At 74.7% G+C, this 16,639-nt stretch carries 14 protein-coding genes; 1 reads left to right on the top strand and 13 read right to left on the bottom strand.

The annotated features are described in order from the left end of the window. The 4 genes from OG403_RS11925 to OG403_RS11910 are packed head-to-tail and all read right to left on the bottom strand — an operon-like array spanning nucleotide 1 to nucleotide 5,112. Nucleotides 1-255, bottom strand: a complete 255-nt coding sequence (locus OG403_RS11925; RefSeq protein WP_329563917.1) for an acyl carrier protein — start codon at nucleotides 253-255, stop codon at nucleotides 1-3. Beyond that, nucleotides 252-1,259: a threonine ammonia-lyase gene (locus OG403_RS11920; RefSeq protein WP_329563915.1), complete on the bottom strand. Its 1,008-nt coding sequence runs from the start codon at nucleotides 1,257-1,259 to the stop codon at nucleotides 252-254. Before OG403_RS11920 ends, OG403_RS11925 begins: the two co-directional genes overlap by 4 nt. Next, nucleotides 1,256-2,770: an amino acid adenylation domain-containing protein gene (locus OG403_RS11915; RefSeq protein WP_329563914.1), complete on the bottom strand. Its 1,515-nt coding sequence runs from the start codon at nucleotides 2,768-2,770 to the stop codon at nucleotides 1,256-1,258. The genes OG403_RS11920 and OG403_RS11915 overlap by 4 nt, the downstream gene beginning before the upstream one ends. Then, nucleotides 2,770-5,112 carry a lantibiotic dehydratase gene (locus OG403_RS11910; protein ID WP_329563913.1) on the bottom strand — a complete coding sequence of 781 codons (2,343 nt, stop codon included), beginning with the start codon at nucleotides 5,110-5,112 and terminating at the stop codon, nucleotides 2,770-2,772. Before OG403_RS11910 ends, OG403_RS11915 begins: the two co-directional genes overlap by 1 nt. 243 nt (nucleotides 5,113-5,355) lie before the next feature. Between OG403_RS11910 and OG403_RS11905 the strand changes: the two genes are divergently transcribed. Then, a complete protein-coding gene (locus OG403_RS11905) occupies nucleotides 5,356-5,568 on the top strand; it encodes an MbtH family protein (protein ID WP_329563911.1) in 213 nt (70 codons plus the stop codon). Between the two features lie 142 nt (nucleotides 5,569-5,710). Here the strand turns inward: OG403_RS11905 and OG403_RS11900 are convergent, their stop codons facing one another. From OG403_RS11900 to OG403_RS11860, 9 genes are all read right to left on the bottom strand, one after another. Next, a complete protein-coding gene (locus OG403_RS11900; protein ID WP_329563909.1) occupies nucleotides 5,711-5,947 on the bottom strand; it encodes a hypothetical protein in 237 nt (78 codons plus the stop codon). A gap of 190 nt (nucleotides 5,948-6,137) precedes the next feature. After that, complete coding sequence (locus tag OG403_RS11895; RefSeq protein ID WP_329563907.1) at nucleotides 6,138-6,914, bottom strand: SDR family NAD(P)-dependent oxidoreductase; 777 nt, start codon at nucleotides 6,912-6,914, stop codon at nucleotides 6,138-6,140. A gap of 68 nt (nucleotides 6,915-6,982) precedes the next feature. Then, nucleotides 6,983-7,603 (bottom strand): class I SAM-dependent methyltransferase, encoded by a 621-nt coding sequence (locus OG403_RS11890; protein WP_329563905.1) that lies wholly within the window; start codon nucleotides 7,601-7,603, stop codon nucleotides 6,983-6,985. Between the two features lie 53 nt (nucleotides 7,604-7,656). Further along, nucleotides 7,657-8,694: an HAD-IIIC family phosphatase gene (locus tag OG403_RS11885; protein ID WP_329563903.1), complete on the bottom strand. Its 1,038-nt coding sequence runs from the start codon at nucleotides 8,692-8,694 to the stop codon at nucleotides 7,657-7,659. After that, nucleotides 8,684-9,838: an acyl-CoA dehydrogenase family protein gene (locus OG403_RS11880; RefSeq protein WP_329563901.1), complete on the bottom strand. Its 1,155-nt coding sequence runs from the start codon at nucleotides 9,836-9,838 to the stop codon at nucleotides 8,684-8,686. The genes OG403_RS11885 and OG403_RS11880 overlap by 11 nt, the downstream gene beginning before the upstream one ends. Nucleotides 9,839-9,843: 5 nt before the next feature. Then, nucleotides 9,844-10,149: an acyl carrier protein gene (locus OG403_RS11875; protein WP_329563900.1), complete on the bottom strand. Its 306-nt coding sequence runs from the start codon at nucleotides 10,147-10,149 to the stop codon at nucleotides 9,844-9,846. Continuing rightward, nucleotides 10,146-11,033 carry a 3-hydroxyacyl-CoA dehydrogenase family protein gene (locus OG403_RS11870; protein ID WP_329563899.1) on the bottom strand — a complete coding sequence of 296 codons (888 nt, stop codon included), beginning with the start codon at nucleotides 11,031-11,033 and terminating at the stop codon, nucleotides 10,146-10,148. Before OG403_RS11870 ends, OG403_RS11875 begins: the two co-directional genes overlap by 4 nt. Next, complete coding sequence (locus OG403_RS11865; protein ID WP_329563897.1) at nucleotides 11,030-14,116, bottom strand: type I polyketide synthase; 3,087 nt, start codon at nucleotides 14,114-14,116, stop codon at nucleotides 11,030-11,032. Before OG403_RS11865 ends, OG403_RS11870 begins: the two co-directional genes overlap by 4 nt. Continuing rightward, nucleotides 14,113-16,602, bottom strand: a complete 2,490-nt coding sequence (locus OG403_RS11860) for a non-ribosomal peptide synthetase (RefSeq protein WP_329563895.1) — start codon at nucleotides 16,600-16,602, stop codon at nucleotides 14,113-14,115. The genes OG403_RS11865 and OG403_RS11860 overlap by 4 nt, the downstream gene beginning before the upstream one ends. Between the last annotated feature and the right edge of the window lie 37 nt (nucleotides 16,603-16,639).

The raw sequence follows: 16,639 nt of genomic DNA, 5'->3' as shown, positions 1-16,639 counted from the left end.
TCAGGCCTGAGCGAGGTCTGCTTCGACCACGTCTGCCAGCTCGGCGGGGCACGGGTAGGCGAACACCAGGGCGACCGGGATCTCGACGCCCAGCGCCTCCTGGAGGCGGCTGGTGATCTGGAACGCGGTGAGCGAGTCCCCGCCGTACTCGAAGAAGTCGCTCTGCCCGTCGAGGTCGGCGCTGCCCAGGGCGTCCTGGTAGACGGAGACGATCAGGTCGACGGTGCTGGTGCCGGTGAAGGTGGTGGTGGTCATCGTGACTGCTCCTCGGGAGACGAGAGGGAGGGGGAGGGAAGGGAGTTGGGGGAGAACAGCTGGTGCCGGGCCGCTGCGGCGCGCAGCGCCGCCGGGGTGTTGCCGCCGGAGACGACGGCCACCGCGCGCTCCGGGCCGCCGCTGCGCAGCGCTCCGGCCAGCGCGACGGCGCCGCTCGGTTCGGCCTCGACGCCCTGTCGGCCCAGTAGGACGGCGGCGGCGAGGACCTCGGCGTCGGTGACCGTGACCAGTTCGTCGACCCGGTCCCGGACGATCGGGTAGGTCACCGTGCCCGGCTGCTGGCCGCGCAGCCCGTCGGCGACGGTGTCGCAGGCCGGCAGCCGCAGCGGGTGGCCGGCCGCCAGCGAGCGGGCGTAGCGCGGGGTGCCGGCCGGTTCCACGCCGATCACCCGGACCGGCCGGTCCCAGGCGGCCAGGCAGACTCCGGCCAGCAGCCCGCCGCCGCCCACCGGGACGTAGATCGCCTCGGTGTCCGGTGCGTCGGCCAGGATCTCCCGTCCGACCGTGCCCTGCCCGGCGACCACCAGCGCGTGGTCGGAGGAGGGGATCAGCACGGCGCCGGTCGTCCGGGCCAACTCGGCGGCCCGCAGCTCGCGTTCGGCCACCCCGCCGGCCACGGCCACGGTCCGGGCGCCCAACGCCCGGATCAGCGCGGCCTTGTCGGGGCTGGCGCCGCCGGCCAGCACCACGGTCAGCTCGATGCCGAGCTCACCGGCCAGCCGGGCCAGCGCGATGCCGTGGTTGCCGGAGGAGCCGGTGACGATGCTGCGCGCACCCAGCGCCAGCACCGCGTTCGCGGCGCCGCGCAGCTTGAACGAGCCGCTGTGCTGGAGGTGTTCGGCCTTGAGGCGCAGGCCGGGCCGGAACGGCAGGACAGGTGTGCGGCGGATCCGGCCAGCCAGCCGCTCGGCGGCGCGGTCCACTTCGGCGGGTCCGAGCAGGTCGGGGCCGGCGGCGGTGGCCAGCGGTGCTGACGGGGTCATCGGGCGGCTCCCGCCTGCGCGAGCGCGGTGCGGTCGGTCTTGCCGCCGCGCGTGGTGGGCAGTTCGGCCAGCCGCACGAAGCGGCGCGGCATCAGGTGCGGCGGCAGGGTGCGGGCCAGGTGGGCGCGGAGCGCCGGGTCCGGGGTGCCGTCCAGGGCGCCGGTGACGTGCGCGGTCAGGAAGACCCTGCCCTGCGCGTCCGACTCGGCGGTGACCACGGCCCCGGTCACCTCCTGGTGGGTCAGCAGCGCGCCCTCGACCTCGGCCGGGTCCACCCGGTAGCCGCGGATCTTGATCTGGCGGTCGCCGCGGCCCAGGTAGCGCAGGCCCTGCGGACCCAGCCGGGCCAGGTCCCCGGTCCGGTACAGCCGGGCCCCGGGCGGGCCAAGCGGGTCCGGCACGAAGCACGCGGCGGTGCGCCCGGGGCGGCCCCGGTAGCCGCGGGCGACGCCGCTGCCGCCGATGCACACCTCGCCGACCTCGCCCTCGGCGACCGGCGCCAGGTCGGCGTCCAGCAGTCGCACGGCGACGCCGTCGATCGCGCTGCCGACCAGGTCGTGCCCGGTGTCCGGCTCGGCGGCCACCACCTGGCGGGTGGAGGTCATCGTGCACTCGGTCGGCCCGTACTGGTTGACCAGCGTGCCGGGCAGCAGCCGGCGTCCGCCGGCCGTCAGGAACGGCCGCAGCGACTCGCCGCTGGAGACCACCAGCCGTACGCCGCCCAGCAGTTCACCGGCGTCCGGCCGGCCGGCCAGATGCGAGAGGAACGACGGGGTCACGCTCAGCAGGGTGTTGACGCCGTGCCGCCGCAGCGCCGCCCCCAGGGACTCCGGGCGCAGCACGTCCCCGCGCGGCAGCAGCACCAGGCGGCCGCCGGCCAGCAGCGGTGCGAAGGTGTCGCGGATCGAGGCGTCGTAGCCCAGCGGCGCGACCTGCAGCGCCACGGTGTGCGGCCCCAGGCCGAAGTCGCGGGCGACGAAGCGCAGATAGTTGTCCAGACCCCGGTGCTCGATCAGCACCGCACTGGGCTCGCCGGTGGTGCCGGAGGTGTGGCTGACGTACGCGAGCGTACCGGGACTTGGCCGGTCAAGATCCTGAGAAGGCGTCATGTCGCCACCGTATGACGGTGATTCATCGAGCAGCAGTGGTTTTCCCGGCACCGGCAGCGCCAGCCTGGCCACCAGCTCCGGGTCGGCCGCCAGCAGCAGGTCGGCGCCGCCGCTGCGCACCAGCGCGGCCAGCCGCGCGGGCGGCTGCTCGACGTCGAGGGTCAGGAACGCCGCCCCGGAGCGGACCACGGCGGCCATCGCCACCACCGCGTCCGGGCCGCGCTCCACCGCCACCGCGCAGACCCGCTCCGGCCCGGCCCCCGCCGCCCGCAGCCGACCCGCCACCTGCTCGATCCGGGCCGCGAGCTCGCCGTAACTCAGCTCCCCGGCCGGGCCGGTGAGCGCCACCCGTCGCGGGTCGGCGGCCGCGTGGGCCGCGATCTCGTCCACGAAGGTGCGCATCACGCCACCCCGCCGGGGACGGCACTGCGGTCCACGGCCACCAGCCGCAACTCGCTGGTGTAGACGCTGCCCTCGTCGTCGGTCAGCCAGGCCTGCTCGGGCGTGGGCAGCATCTCGCTGATCTTCAGCCGCGCCTGCGGGTCCTTGCGGGCCAGCCGGCGGGCGGCCTTCGCCAGGATGGTGACGTAGACGGGGCTGTCGAAGTCCACGTAGAACGGGCGCGGCTCGGTCGGTGAGACCACGAAGGCGAAGCGCGGCAGCTCCCGCTCGCGCTGCCAGTGCCGGGCCCGGACGAACCGGCCGGCCTCGGTCTTCTCCTCGGCGAAGGCCAGTTCGCCGACCGGGATCTGCCAGGTCTCCCGGGCCACCACCATCTTGCCCACGGTGATCCGGGGAGTGTGGTCGCCCTCGGGGCGGATGGTGAACCGGTCCATCACCTTCTGGGTCAGCGTGTTGGCGTAGGCGTCCAGCACCGGGAAGCGCGCGCCGTCCGGCAGCACCACCTCCAGGCGCCCGTCCGCGCCCTCGGCCACCTCGACGTCCGCGCCCAGCACGGTGCGCGGCCGGTGCGGATCGCCGGTCTGGTCGATCAGCGCGACCACGTAGTCCTGCGGGCGGTCCAGTGACGGGCGGCTGCGTGCCGACCACTTGATCGGCAGCTCCTTGGCCAGCATCGGCAGCAGCCGCGGTGCGGGGAAGTCGCGCGAGGTCTCGTCGATCAGCTCCGCCCGGTCCTGGTGCTGGTGCACGAAGAGCGAGGCGCCCATGGTGTTGAGCGCGCAGTGCATCTCGCCGAGCACCAGCTCGAAGTCGCCCCGGGCGACCGCTTCGGCGTTCTCGGCCAGCACCAGCAGGTCCGGGCTGAAGTAGCGGGCCAGCGACCAGCCGGCCCCCGGCTCGCCGAACTCCTCGGCCACCCGCGCGGCCAGGTCCGCCGTGCGCAGCCGCACCCGGCGCACGCCCTCGGGTACCTGCAGGATCCGGGCCCACTTGGCGCACAACTCGGCCTGCACGGCGATGATGTCGGCCTTGGCCATCGGGTGCGGGGAGGGCAGGCACTCCAGCCACAGCGCCCCCAGGTCGACCGTGCCGCCGCCGTTGCGCTCCCGCAGCCGCTGCCAGGCCTCGCGGATCCGGCCCTCCATCAGCTCGGCGAAGCGGTTGGTCATCCAGCGCGCCGCGGTCAGGCACAGCTCCAGCGGGCCCAGTTCGTCCAGCACCGCGGTGCCCAGGGTGGCGGTGGCGGCCCGGCGCGAGTCGCTGTAGACGAGGCTGCGGCAGGGCGCCGTCCGCTCGCCCTTGGCGCGCTGCGCCTCGGTCGCGGTCAGTTCCGCGAAGTCCGCCTCCAGCCGCGCCACGGCGGCGGTCAGCGCCTGCGCGTCCATCCCGGCCGCCGCCACGGCGTCCCGGCCGCGCTCCAGCACCTGGAGCCGCGCCAGCGCGCGCTCGCGCGGCCCGGCGTCACCGACCCGCTCCAGCACGGCGCGCAGCGCCTGCTCCGGATAGGTGCTCGCGGGCACGTCCACCTGCCAGCGCACCCAGCGCCGGCGGGCCAGCCGGCGCACCGCCTCGACCACCTCGCCGCTCTCCTCGCCCAGTTCCGCGGCGATCACGGCGGCCGTGCGCACACCGTCGCAGTGCAGCAGCACCCGGCGGTCCAGCTCGGCGATCTGCTGCGGCGGCCGTCCCGGCACCCGGACCGTCCCGTCGACCACCCGGATGAAGGAGACCCGGTACGGCGGCATCCAGAGCAGCAACTCCGGGTCCTCGCCCAGCGACTTGGCCAGCGCGTCGATCCCCCAGCTGGCGAAGTAGACGTGCGAGGCGGCCAGGAAGCCGCTGCCGGGCTGCCCGGGGGCGACCTCGATGCCGCGGGTCGACAGGTCCCAGCGCCCCCAGCCGACCGGGCCGAAGAAGCCGATGGTGTCGTTCTTGACGCAGAAGCGCTGCCAGTAGTGGGCGACCAACTCCTCACGCTGGCGCGGCATGCTGGTGCGCCCGGCGGCGGTCGGCGTCCAGTTCAGGAACGGCGCGATGCCGGTGCGCAGCACGGCCGCGTTCTGCCAGGCCACGGCGGCCCGGAAGCGCGGCTCGGCGGCGATCTCCTGGAGCCGCCGCGCGGTCGCGACGGCGGCCTCGTCCAGGGCGGCGGTGAACGCCTGCCAGTCCGGGCCGGCCAGGGTGTCCGCGGGCCCGAACTTGTCCGCGGCCTCGGCCAGCCCCGCCGGGGCCATCCGCAGCACCCCCTCGGCCGGGAAACCCGGGCCGCGCAGCGCGAAGTGCTCCCACAGCCGCCACCTCCCGCCGGGCAGCAGTACGTTCTCGGGGGCGTCCGACGACATGGTGGGACTCCTTCCAGGTGCGGCGAGGGTCGGGCGGCTGGTTCGCCCAGTCCGACCGGCAGACCGGTTCTCGGCCTGTCAGCACCCTGCCGACCCGCGCGCCGCGCCGACAGAGAAGAACCGGCAGTCACGACCGCGACGGCGTCCGCGTGTTCGCCCCTGTCCGCCCCGGTCCGCCCCCGGCCAAGCTGGACCCGTCGCCCGGCGACCATCCACCGATCCCGCAGGGGAGGAGCCCATCGCATGAGCACCGTTCAGGAACCCGAGCACCTCGTCGTCCTCAACGACGAGGAGCAGTACTCCATCTGGCGCGCCGACCGCGAATTGCCCGCCGGCTGGCGCCAGGAGGGCACCAGGGGCCCGCGCCAGGCGTGCCTGGACCACATCGACCGCGTCTGGACGGACATGCGGCCGCTCAGCCTGCGCCGGCAGATGGCGGCGGCCCCGGTGGGGTGAGGCGCGGGCAGGGCAGCCGGCTGGACCGGCGGCACACGGAACGAGCCCCCGCCTCGTGGCGGGGGCTCGTCGCGTGCTGGGGGCCGAACCGGTCGATCACCTGCGTGGTGGCGACCTGCGCGGAGCGGTGCGCTCAGGCCTGTCACGGCGGCCGGCCGGTGGTCTGCGGTACCTGCCGCAGGTAGGCGGCCCCGCAGGAGTGGCAGAAGGGCTGCGCGGCCGGCGATCCCCAGGCGTCCGGGGACTGCGCTGCGGCATCGGGGGTGATCTCGCGACCGCACATGGCCTGGCTGCTGTGGTCCCTGACCATGTGCCAGTGCAGGATTCTGGCCTTGGGGTCCCCGGCCTCGTGTTCGGCGCGCATTTCGTACACGTCCATACGTGCGATGCTCCGAGAGACGCGGGTGCTGGGCCACTCGGGTTAGCCCAGATGGTTTATCGCGGTGGTCGGGGCCGCGGGTGCTCAGGTGGTCTTGGCCCGTTGGGCCCACACCTGTGGCCCGGGAACCCCTGGTTCCCGCGCGGCACCCGGACCCGACAGCACGCGAGTCCGGGTGCCGCGGGCGGCGCTACAGGTAGCCGTAGCTCAGCCAGCCGCCGTCGACCACCAGGGTCTGGCCGGTGATGTACTCGGCCTCGGCGGAGGCCAGGAAGCGGACCGGGCCGGTGATGTCGGCGGGACGGCCGCGGCGGCCCGCGGGGATGCGGCGGACGATGGCGTCCTCGTCGAGGGTGCCGGCCTGGACGGCGGGGTGCGGGGTCTCGATCTTGATCATGCCGGGGGCCACGGCGTTGACGCGGATGCCCTGGGCGGCCCACTCGATGCCCAGCGAGCGGGTCAGTTGGAGGACCGCGCCCTTGCTCGCCGCGTAGCCGGCCCGGCCGGGGAAGGCGGTGAAGGAGAGCAGCGAGGCGAAGTTGATGATGCGGCCCTCGCCGCGGCGGAGCATGCCGGTGCTGACGGCCCGACACATCTCCAACGTGCCCAGCACGTTGGTGTCGAACAGGGCGCGGGAGGAGGCGGTGGGGAAGTCCTCGGTCGGGCCCATGGCGAAGATGCCGGCGGCGTTGACCAGGACGTCGATCGCGCCGAACCCGCGCTCCACCTCGCCGACGGCGCGGTGCACGGCGTCGGGGTCGGCGACGTCACAGGTGACGGCGAGCGCGTCGGAGCCGGTCTGGCGCAGCTCGTCGGCCACCGCGTCGACCTGGTCGGTGGTGCGGCTCAGCACCGCCACCCGGGCGCCCTCTTCGGCGAAGGCGAGCGCGACGGCCCGGCCGATGCCGCGCCCACCGCCCGTCACCAGGACCGTCCGGTCCTTGAAGCGCATCAACGAGTTCGCCATCGAGTTCACCATGGGGGAGTCCTGATCAGAGAGAGCGGTGCGGGCGGGGGCGGGCGGCGGTGCTGGGGTCAGCGGCGGCGGAGCACGGCCAGCCAGTGCCACTGGTCGGGGCGCTTCGCGGTGGGCAGGTTGCGGAACCGGCGCAGCTCCTCGACGCGGAACCGGGGCAGGGCGTGCTCGAGCAGGTCGTCGGAGGTCAGCCGGATCGGGCCGGAGCCGGGGGACATCCGGTCGGAGAAGCCGACGATGACCATCAGTCCACCGGGCGCCAGCAGCCGCGCGGCCTCGTCCAGGTAGGCCTCGCGGGCCTCGGGGCGGACGTTGTGGAAGACGAAGGAGTCGTGCACGACGTCGGCGCAGCCGTCCGGCAGCGGTGTGTCGAGGATGTCGCCCTCGAGGAAGTCGACCTCGGCGGCGTAGAAGCCGGCCAGTTCGCGGGCCTTGGCCAGCGCGGTGGTGGAGCGGTCGATCCCGGTCACCCGCATGCCGTGCTTGGCCAGGAAGATGGCGTGCACGCCCGGCCCGCAGGCGAGGTCCACCACGCGGGAGCCGGGCGCGAGGGTGCCGTTGATGACGAGCTCCTGCAGCGCCGGGCTGACCGAGGTGGTGACCCAGGAGATCTTGGCGAGGTCGTCGTTGTCGTAGAGCTGGCTGAACCCGTCGACCCAGCGGTCGGTGAAGGCCTGCATGGTGGTACTCCGTTCGTCGAGATGTGGCAGGTAAGGGGGAAACTGCTCAGCGGTCAGGCGAGTTGGGCGAGGTCGAGCTGGAGGTAGTCCGGGTAGTCGCGGCCGGTGCCGGGGGCCAGGCGCAGCCGGCGGACGGGGTCGGCACCCTCGGTCGTCTCCTGGAAGCCGGCCAGCCGGTAGACCAGGTACATCGGGCGGTTCACCTCGGTGGGCAGGAAGTCCGCGGTGAGCGGCTCGCCGCGGGCATCGGCCGACCGGGCCAGGTGGGTGAGGATCGCGCCGCCGATGTTGCGGCCCATCACCCGGCAGGACATCAGGAAGAGCCGGATCCGCGACTCGCCGCCCTGCCGGCCCAGCAGCACGAGTCCGATGGTCCCCAGGTCGCCGAACCGGTCGGTCAGCCTGGCGACCAGCAGTTCCTGCGAGGGGTCGGTGCGCAGCGCCGACAGCTCCTCGACCGAGAAGGTCAGCCCGGTGGTGTTGAGTTGGTGGGTGCGCTGGGTCAACTCGGCGGCCCGCAGCAGGTCGTCGGGCGTGGCCGGGGCCAGCTGGAGCTTCATCTCCAGCGAGCGCAGGAACGTCACCCGGGGGCCCGCGTAGGACTCCTCGTACGACTGGCGGGACTGGGCCTCGCGGTACAGCCGGCGCCGCTGGCCGGCCTCGGCGCTGACCGACTCGGGGAGCGCGGGATGCCGGGGCAGCTGGTCGAGGTCGGCGGCGTCCAGGCAGCGGACCTGCGGCACGGCGTCCGCCACCTCGGCCCGTTCGAAGGGCGAGTCGTCGACGAAGAGCAGGCTGTCCAGGCCGATGTTGAGCCGGCCGGCGATCTCGCGCAGCATCCCGGACTTGGGCTGCCAGGAGATCTCCGGATACAGGAAGTACTCCTGGAGGCCGAACTCGGCGAGCTTGGCCAGGGCCCGCTGCGGCTCGTTCTTGCTGGCGACCGAGAGCAGCACGCCGCGCCGGTCCAGCTCCTCGATCAGCTCGCGGACCCCGGGGCGCAGGCTCAGCGTGTCGTTCTCCAGCAGGACGCCGTCCCACAGCGTGTTGTCGAGATCCCACACCACGCACTTGATCTGGTCACCGGGCATGGCGGGGCTCCTGGGCTCGGGTCGCGCGCTGACGGGCCACGGCCTGGGCCGAGATCAGCTGCTGGATCAACTGGGTGTTGCCCTCGATGACTTCCATCACCCGCGCGTCGCGGACGTAGCGTTCCACCGGGCTGCCTTCGACCAGGCCGGCGGCGCCGTGCAGCTGGGCGGCCGTGCCGGCCGCCCCGGAGGCGGCCCGGGAGGCGGTCAACTTGGCCAGCAGCACGTGGAACTGGCTCCATTCGTCGTCGGCGTCCAGGGCGGCGGCGGCCCGTTCGCAGAGCAGTTCGGCGGACTCGGTGGCCGCCACCGCGTCGGCCAGCAGCCCGGCCACCAGCTGGTGTTCGCGCAGTTGCACCCCGAACTGGCGGCGCCGGCCGCTGTGTTCGAGCGCGGCGTCGCAGGCGCTGCGGGCCAGGCCGAGCGAGCCGAAGGCCACGCAGAGCCGGCCGAGCGTGAGTGCGCCCAGCGCGATCCGGCTCAGCCCGGTGCCGGGGCGGCCCAGGATCGACTCGGGCGGCACCAGGCAGTCCGTCAGGGTGAGTTCGCCGAGCATGCCGCCGCGAAAGCCGGCGGTGCGCGGGGCGGGCCGGACCTGGACGCCGGGCGCGTCGCGCTCGACCAGCAGGGCCAGCTCGCCGTCCTCGGCCTTGGCGAAGACCAGGAAGAGGCCGGCCGCGGTGCCGAAACTGATCCACTTCTTCTGCCCGTTGACCAGTCGGCCGGCGGCTGCGGTCGGGCCGGCGGTGGCGGTGGTCCGGATGGCCCGCATGTCGCTGCCGGCCTCCTCCTCGCTGAGCGCGAACGCGCCGAGCAGTTCGCCGGCGGCGAGCCGGGGCAGGAAGCGCGCCCGGGCGTCCGCCCCGGCCCAGCGGGCGATGCTCAGGCAGACCATGCCGTGCACGGTCAGCAGGCTCTGCAGGGCCGCGGACTCGGCCGCCACCAGCGCGCAGAGCCGTCCGTACTCGGCGAAGCCCAGCGGTCGGCCGCCGTACTCCGCCGGCACCATGGCGGCCAGCGCGCCGCTGCGGGCCAGTTCGTCGATCAGCCGGGGCGGCACCTCGGCGTCGCGGTCGACGGTGCTGCCGACCCCGTGCAGGACGTCGGCCAGCCGGTGGCCCAGCACGGCGGCGGGAGTGCTCACCGGGCTCACCGGTCCTGCTTGCGGCGTACGAAGCCGGCGATCGCGGTGATGCTGTCGAAGTTCGTCAGGTCGAGGTCCTCGTCCAGTACCGTGACCGCGAACTGGCGCTCCACGAAGGCCACCAGGGCCACGGTGGCCAGCGAGTCGAGCAGGCCGCCGGTGATCAGCCGGTCGCCCGAGCGCAGTTCGGCCTCGTCGATGTAGCGCTGGAGGAAGCGGGTGGTCTCGCGCCGGATGAGCTCGTCCTGGTCGGCGGGGGCGGCCGAGTCGGTGGTGACGTGGTCAGCGGCAATGCTCGCATGGGTCGTCATATCGTCTGCAGCTCCGGGTAGGTGAAGAATCCATGTCCTGACTTGCGGCCGAGGTGGCCGTCCGCGACCATCCGCCGCAGCCGTGCGCAGGGCTCGAAGCGCTCGGGGCGCTGCGGACCCTCGGGGCGGCGGGCGCCCTCGGCGCCGAACTGCCGGGCGAGCACCTCCAGGGTGCGCACCACCGTGTCGACGCCGATCAGGTCGGCCGTGCGCAGCGGGCCGCTGCGGTGTCCCAGGCAGCCCTGGAAGAGGCGGTCGACCTCCAGCGGGCTCGCCACGCCGTCGTCCAGCAGGGCGGCGGCCTCGTTCACGAAGATCATCAGGCAGCGGTTGATCACGAAGCCCGGTGCGTCGTCCACCACGACCGTGCTCTTGCCCATCCGGGCCAGCAGGTCGCGCAGGGCCTCGACCGCCCAGGGGGCGGTGTGCGGGGTCCGGACGGCCTCCACCATCGTGGTCAGCCCGACGGGGTTCATGAAGTGCGCGCCCAGCACCCGGTCCGGGTGGTCGGTGGCCAGCGCGAGGCTGGTGACCGGGACCGCCGAGGTGTTGACCGCGACCACCGTGCGCGGCGCCAGCACCTGGTCCAGGCGGCGGTGCACCTCGGTCTTGGCGGCCTCGTCCTCGACGATGTTCTCCACCACCAGGTCGGCGGCGGCCAGCGCGCTCAGCTCGGTGGCGAGCGTGAGGGTGCCTTCGGCGGCGGGTCGCCGACCGCCCAGCCGGGCCATCCGTCGCTCGGTCGCCATCCGCTGCTCGGCGTTGGCCAGCGCCTGCGGGTCGTTGTCGTGCAGGACCACGTCCAGGCCGCTGTCGAGCACGGCCTGGGCCAGGCTGGAGCCGATCACGCCGGCTCCGACGATGCCAAGGGTGAGCTGGTTCACTTCTGTTCTCCTCCGCTGTCGGTCTGCCGGTGCCGTTCGGACCGCCAGTGCTCGATCCGCGCTGCCATGCCGCCCAGCGTCGACTCCTGGAAGACCACTCGGGCGGGCACATGGGCGCCCAGCAGCCGCTCCAGGCCGACGATCACGCGGTAGCTCATCAGCGAGTCGCCGCCGAGTTCGAAGAAGTCGTCGGCGGGCCGCGGGTCGGGGGCGCCCAGGATCGAGGACCACAGCTCGGCCAGCAGCGGGAGCACACCGGCAGCGGGGGGCTCGACGGTGGACCCGGCGCCGATCGGCGCGGTCGCGGTCGCGGTCGTGGTCGCGGGAGCCGGGCGGACCGGCGACGACTGCGACGGGCCGGTGGCGGTGGGAATCGCCGCCGCGCCGGTCCGGGGCTCCGTCAGGTCGGGCAGCCGATCCGCGATCCGCAGTGGACGCAGGTCCAGCGCGGTGGGCGGCAGCCCGGCCCGGCGGGCCGGCGCGCCACCGCGCAGTCGCGGCCAGTCGATCTCGACGCCCGCCTGCCAGAGGCCGCCCAGCGCCCGGCCGAGCACCGCGTCGTCGGCTTCCCGCTGGTACTCGCGGCGCATCGTGGCCAGCACCGTCGCGCCGCCCAGCGCGGCTCCCGACTGCGCTGCCAGCGTGCGCAGTTGGCCGGGACCGATCTCCAGCAGCAGGCGGCAGCGCTCGGCCGTGGTGACCAGCGCCTGCCCGAACAGGACCGGGGCGGTGAGCTGGCGGCTCCAGTAGCCGGGGTCGGTGAACTCCTCGTCGGCCCACTGGCCGGTCAGGTTGGCGACCATCGGGACGGCCGGACGGGACAGCCGGTAGCCGCAGAGGAGTTCGGCCAGCTGCTCGCCGGCCGCCCGCAGCAGCGGGGTGTGGAAGGCGTGCCTGACCGGCAGCAGCCGGCCCGGCTCCTCGCGACGGCTGAGCTGCTCCTGCACCGCGAGCAGGCCCGCCGGGGTGCCGCCGAGCACGCAGCCGCGCGGCGAGTTCACCGCGGCCAGCCAGACCTCGGGGCCGGTGAGCTCGAGCGCCCGGTCGGCCGGCAGGCTCACCGCGAGCATCGCCGACTCGGGCTGCTGGGCCACCAGTTGGGCCCGTCGCACGACCAGCTGCAACGCGTCGTCGAGGCGGAAGACGCCCGCCACGCTCGCCGCGACCAGCTCGCCCAGGCTGTGCCCGGTGACCGCCGCCGGGGTCAGCCCGAGGTCCGCCAGGGACTGGGCGAGCGCCAACTGCAGGCTGAACAGCACGGCGTGCGAGCCGACCGGGTCGAAAAGGGCCGAGCCGTCCTGGGTGCTGCGCCCGGCGAGCCGGCGCAGGTCGAAGGTCGCCTCGGTGGCTGCGGGCCGCTGCCGCACACCGTCCGGGTAGAGGTCCTTCAGCAGGTCCCGGCCGGCCAACTCGCCACACTGCCGCAGGTAGTCGGTCAGCCTGCGGTCGAAGCCGGGCAGCCGGCCGTGCAGTCCGGCCGCCATGGCGGAGTACTGGTCGCCCACGCCGGGGAAGACGAAGGCCAGGTCCCGCCGGCCGGCCAGGGTGCTCACCGCCTCGCTGTCGGTGGCCAACTGCTCGGCCAGCGAGGCGGGTTCGCTGCCGACCGCGAACCTGCGGTGGGTGCGGTGCCGGCGGCCGGACTGGGACACGTCGGCGAACGCGGCCGGCTCGGCGCCGTCGGTCAGCAGCGCTTCGCGCCAGGCCGCCGTGGTGCCCGCCAGCCCGGCGGCCGAACCGGCGGAGACCAGCAGGACCTCGGCGCGGCCCTCGGCGGCGGGGGCCGCAGCGGTCGGTTCGGGTCGGGCGGGCGGCTGCTCGACGATCAGGTGGGCGTTGGTGCCGCCCAGTCCGAAGGAGCTGATCGCGGCGCGGCGCGGATCCCGGGACGTCCAGGTCTGCACCGCGCGGGGCAGCCGAAGTGCGCCGTGGTCGCGGGAGACGTAGTCGGCGGGCAGGCCCAGGTTGAGGATCGGCGGGACGACGCCGTCGCGCACGCTCAGCACGGCGCGGATGAAGCCGGCCAGCCCGGCCGCCTCGCGCAGGTGCCCGACCGCCGACTTGACCGAGCCGACCCAGGGACCGGGCCCGGAGCTCTTGCCGTAGACCGCGGACAGCGCGCTCCACTCGACCGCGTCGCCGAGCGCGGTGCCCGAACCGTGCGCCTCGATCGAGCCCACCGTCGCCGGCTCCACCTCGGCCAGCAGCAGCGCGTCGCGGATCACCCGCTCCTGCGCGGCGGCGCTGACCGCGCCGTAACCCGCCTTCGCGCCGTCGTTGTTGACCGCCGAGCCGCGCACCACGGCGAGGATGCGGTCGCCGTCGGCCTCGGCGTCCACCAGCCGCTTGAGGACCACGGCCGCCACCCCGTCGCCCGCGACCGCCCCGCTGGCCCGGGAGGAGAAGGGCCGGCAGCTGCCGTCGGCCGAGCCGATCGAGCCGGGCAGGTAGACGTAGCCGTACTGCTCGGGCACCCGGATCGCGGCGGCGGCGGCCAGGGCCACGTCGGACTCGTAGGCGGCCAGGCTCTGGCAGGCCTGATGGATCGCCAGCAGGCCGGTGGAGCAGGCAGATTGAACGGCCATGCTGGGGCCGGTCAGACCCAGGCGGTAGGCGAGCTTGGTACTGGCGTGGTCCTTGGCGTGGCCGATCTCCAGGGCCAGTTCGTCCGGCTCCTCGCCACGGGCCGCCAGCGCCGCGCGGACCAGCGCCTCGTGCCGGTTGTTGCCGACGCCGGCGAAGACGCCGATCCGGGCGTCGTCGGCGCCCGGCACCACGCAGGCGTCCTCCAGCGCCTCGCAGGCCGTCCGCAGCAGCAGCCGGTGCTGCGGATCGGTGATCCGCGCGTCGGAGATCGCCATGCCGAAGAAGCCGGGGTCGAAGTCGAAGACCCCCTCGATCCGGCCGGACGCTCCGACCCAGCGGGGATCGCCCAACTGCCCTTCGGGGACCAGGCCGTGCAGTTCCTCGGCCGACGCCCGGGTGATGCAGTCGCGGCCGGCCAGCAGGTTGGCCCAGTACCGCTCCACGGTGGGGGAGTCGGGGAACCGTCCGGCCAGGCCGATCACGGCGATGGCGGTCATCGGGACACCTCCTGGTCTCGGGCGGCGCCGCGCAGGGCGGCGCGGCGGTCGCGTTCGGCGGCCGACCTGGCCGGGTCGGGGCGCCGGGTGCCGGTGCCGGCGGCGCTGCCGGTGGTGGCAGCCGTGGCCGCTGCCGGGCCGGTGCCGTCGATCAGCGCGGCCTGGCCGCGCACGGTGGGCCGGCGCAGCAGCTCGGCGAGTTCGAGGGCGACACCGGTCTCGTCGCGGATCGCGGCGCGCAGCACCAGCACCCGCAGCGAGTCGCCGCCGAGCGCGGTGTACTCGTCGTCGATGCCGACCTCCTCGGCGTCCAGCACCCGCTGCCACAGCTCGACCAGCAGCCGTTCGGTCGGGGTGCCGGGGGCGACCAGGGCGCCGGTGCCGCGCGGCCGGGGGCGGCGGGCCGGGCGCAGCGCCTGCCGGTCCACCTTGCCGCTCAGCAGCTGGGGCAGCCGGGGCAGTTGGGCGAAGTGCCGGGGGACCATGAAGTCCGGCAGCCGCTCGGCCAGCGAGCGGCGCAGCTCGTGGTCGGTCACGCCCGGGTCGTGGGCGACCACGAAGGCGACCAGCACGGCCCCCTGCTGCGGGTCGGGATAGCCGACCACCGCCGCGTCCCGGACCGCCGGGTGCTCCCGCAGCAGGTGCTCGACCTCCTGCGGTTCGACCCGCTGGCCGCGCACCTTGACCTGCTGGTCGGCCCGGCCGCGGTACTCCAACTGGCCGTCCGGGCGGTGCACGGCGAGGTCGCCGGTGCGGAACAGGACCGGGGCCTGCGGGTCCCCGAACGGGTTGGCCCGGAACCGCTCCGCGGTGCGCTCGGGGTCGCCGGCGTAGCCGCTGGCGAGCCCGGGGCCGCCGGTCAGGATCTCGCCCACGATCCCGGGCGGCACCCGCTGGCCCTGGCGGTCGCAGAGGTAGACCCGCATGTCCAGCGGGCGGCCGATGACCGAGTGGCTGCCGGCCGGCCCGTCGAGCGGTCCGCGCCGGTGGGTGACGTAGTCCGCCTCGGTGAGGGTGTAGGTGTTGTGCAGTTCGAGTCCGTACGAACGGACCTGCTCCTCCAGGTCGGACGGCAGCGCCTCGCCGCCGACGAAGACGTGCCGCAGCCGGTTCAGCTCGCCGAACCCCGGGTGCGCGACCAGCAGCCGCAGCATCGAGGGCACGAAGCTCACCACCGAGATCGACTCCCGGCGGATCAGCTCGACCAGGTACTGGTCGTCGCGCTCGCCGCCGGGCTCGGCCACGACCGCGGTGCCGCCGGTCGCCAGCGGCCAGAGGAACTCCCGGAAGCTGATCGGCGACTTGAGCAGATGGCGGTCCTCGGCGGTGAGTCGGTACATGCCCTGCTCGAGGAAGATCCGCGAGGTGTGCATCCGGTGCGGCCGGACCACGCCCTTCGGCACGCCCGTGGAGCCGGAGGTGAAGAGCAGGTAGGCCGGGGTCCGCGGACCGGCCCCGGTCTGCGGGGCGGTGCTCGGGCCGGGCTCCAGCGGATCGGGGACGGCCGGGAAGTCCAGCACCGGCAGCCCCGGGTCCAGCGGCGAGCCGCCGGGACCGCGCAGCAGGGCGACCGGGGCGCCGCTGGCGACGAACTGCGCCAGCCGGGCCACCGGCAGTGCCGGGTCGAGGTACAGGATCGCGCCGCCCGCCTTCAACACCGCCAGCAGCGCGGTGAACAGGCCCAGGCTCCGCTCGCCGGAGACGGCCACCGCCTGCCCGGTGCCGACACCGGCCGCCAGCAGCCGGTGCGCCCAGCGGTTCGCCGCCTCGTCGAGCTGACGGTACGTCAGTTCGGCTTCACGGAACCGAAGTGCCGTCGCCTGCGGGGTGCGGGCGGCCTGCTCGGCGAACAGCTCGTGCAGCGTGGTGTGCGGGTACTGGGGCAGCACGGCGGGGTCGGCGCCGTTCAGCGCCGCCTCCTCGGGGGTGAGCAGGTCCAGCTCGGCCAGCAGGCGGTGCGGCTCGGCCGCCACCTGGGCGGTGATCCGCTCCAGGTGGCGGGTGATCAGCTCGATGGTGCCGGCCGGGTACGCCTCGGGGTGCCAGTGGATCCGCACGCCCGCGTCGGCGGCCGTCAGCAGGCTCAGGTCGCCGCGGGTCGGGTCCGCGCCGGCGGGGCCGACGACCAGCAGCGGGGCGTCGCAGGCCGAGGGGGCCGGGGCTGCCGCTGCGGGAACGGCGAGGATCTCCAGCAGGGCGGTCCAGGAGAGCCGTCCCTCGGTGGCCGCCAGCGCCCGCCGCGCCGCGTCGAGTGATCCGTAGCCGCCGGCCGCCTCGCTCCCGCCGGCCGCCTCGCCCCCGTCCGCCGCGAGGAGCCGGTAGGGCGAGCCGTACCGCTCGGCGAGCACCAGCAGCAGGGCGGCCGTCAGCCGGCCGGCCGGCACGCCGCGGTGGGCGGCGAGCAGCCGCGCGTACGGCTCCGGCGCCCACGCCCGGCTTTCGACGGGACCGCGGACCGCCGCTCCACGAGTGGGCAGTTCGAGCATGGGAGCCTTCCTTGGTGTGCCGTGGCTTGGAGGGGTT

The sequence above is a fragment of the Kitasatospora sp. NBC_01266 genome (assembly GCF_036242395.1).
Taxonomy (GTDB): Bacteria; Actinomycetota; Actinomycetes; order Streptomycetales; family Streptomycetaceae; genus Kitasatospora.
The sequence above is the reverse complement of the archived record's forward strand: the minus strand, read 5'-3'. Positions and strand labels throughout refer to the sequence as shown.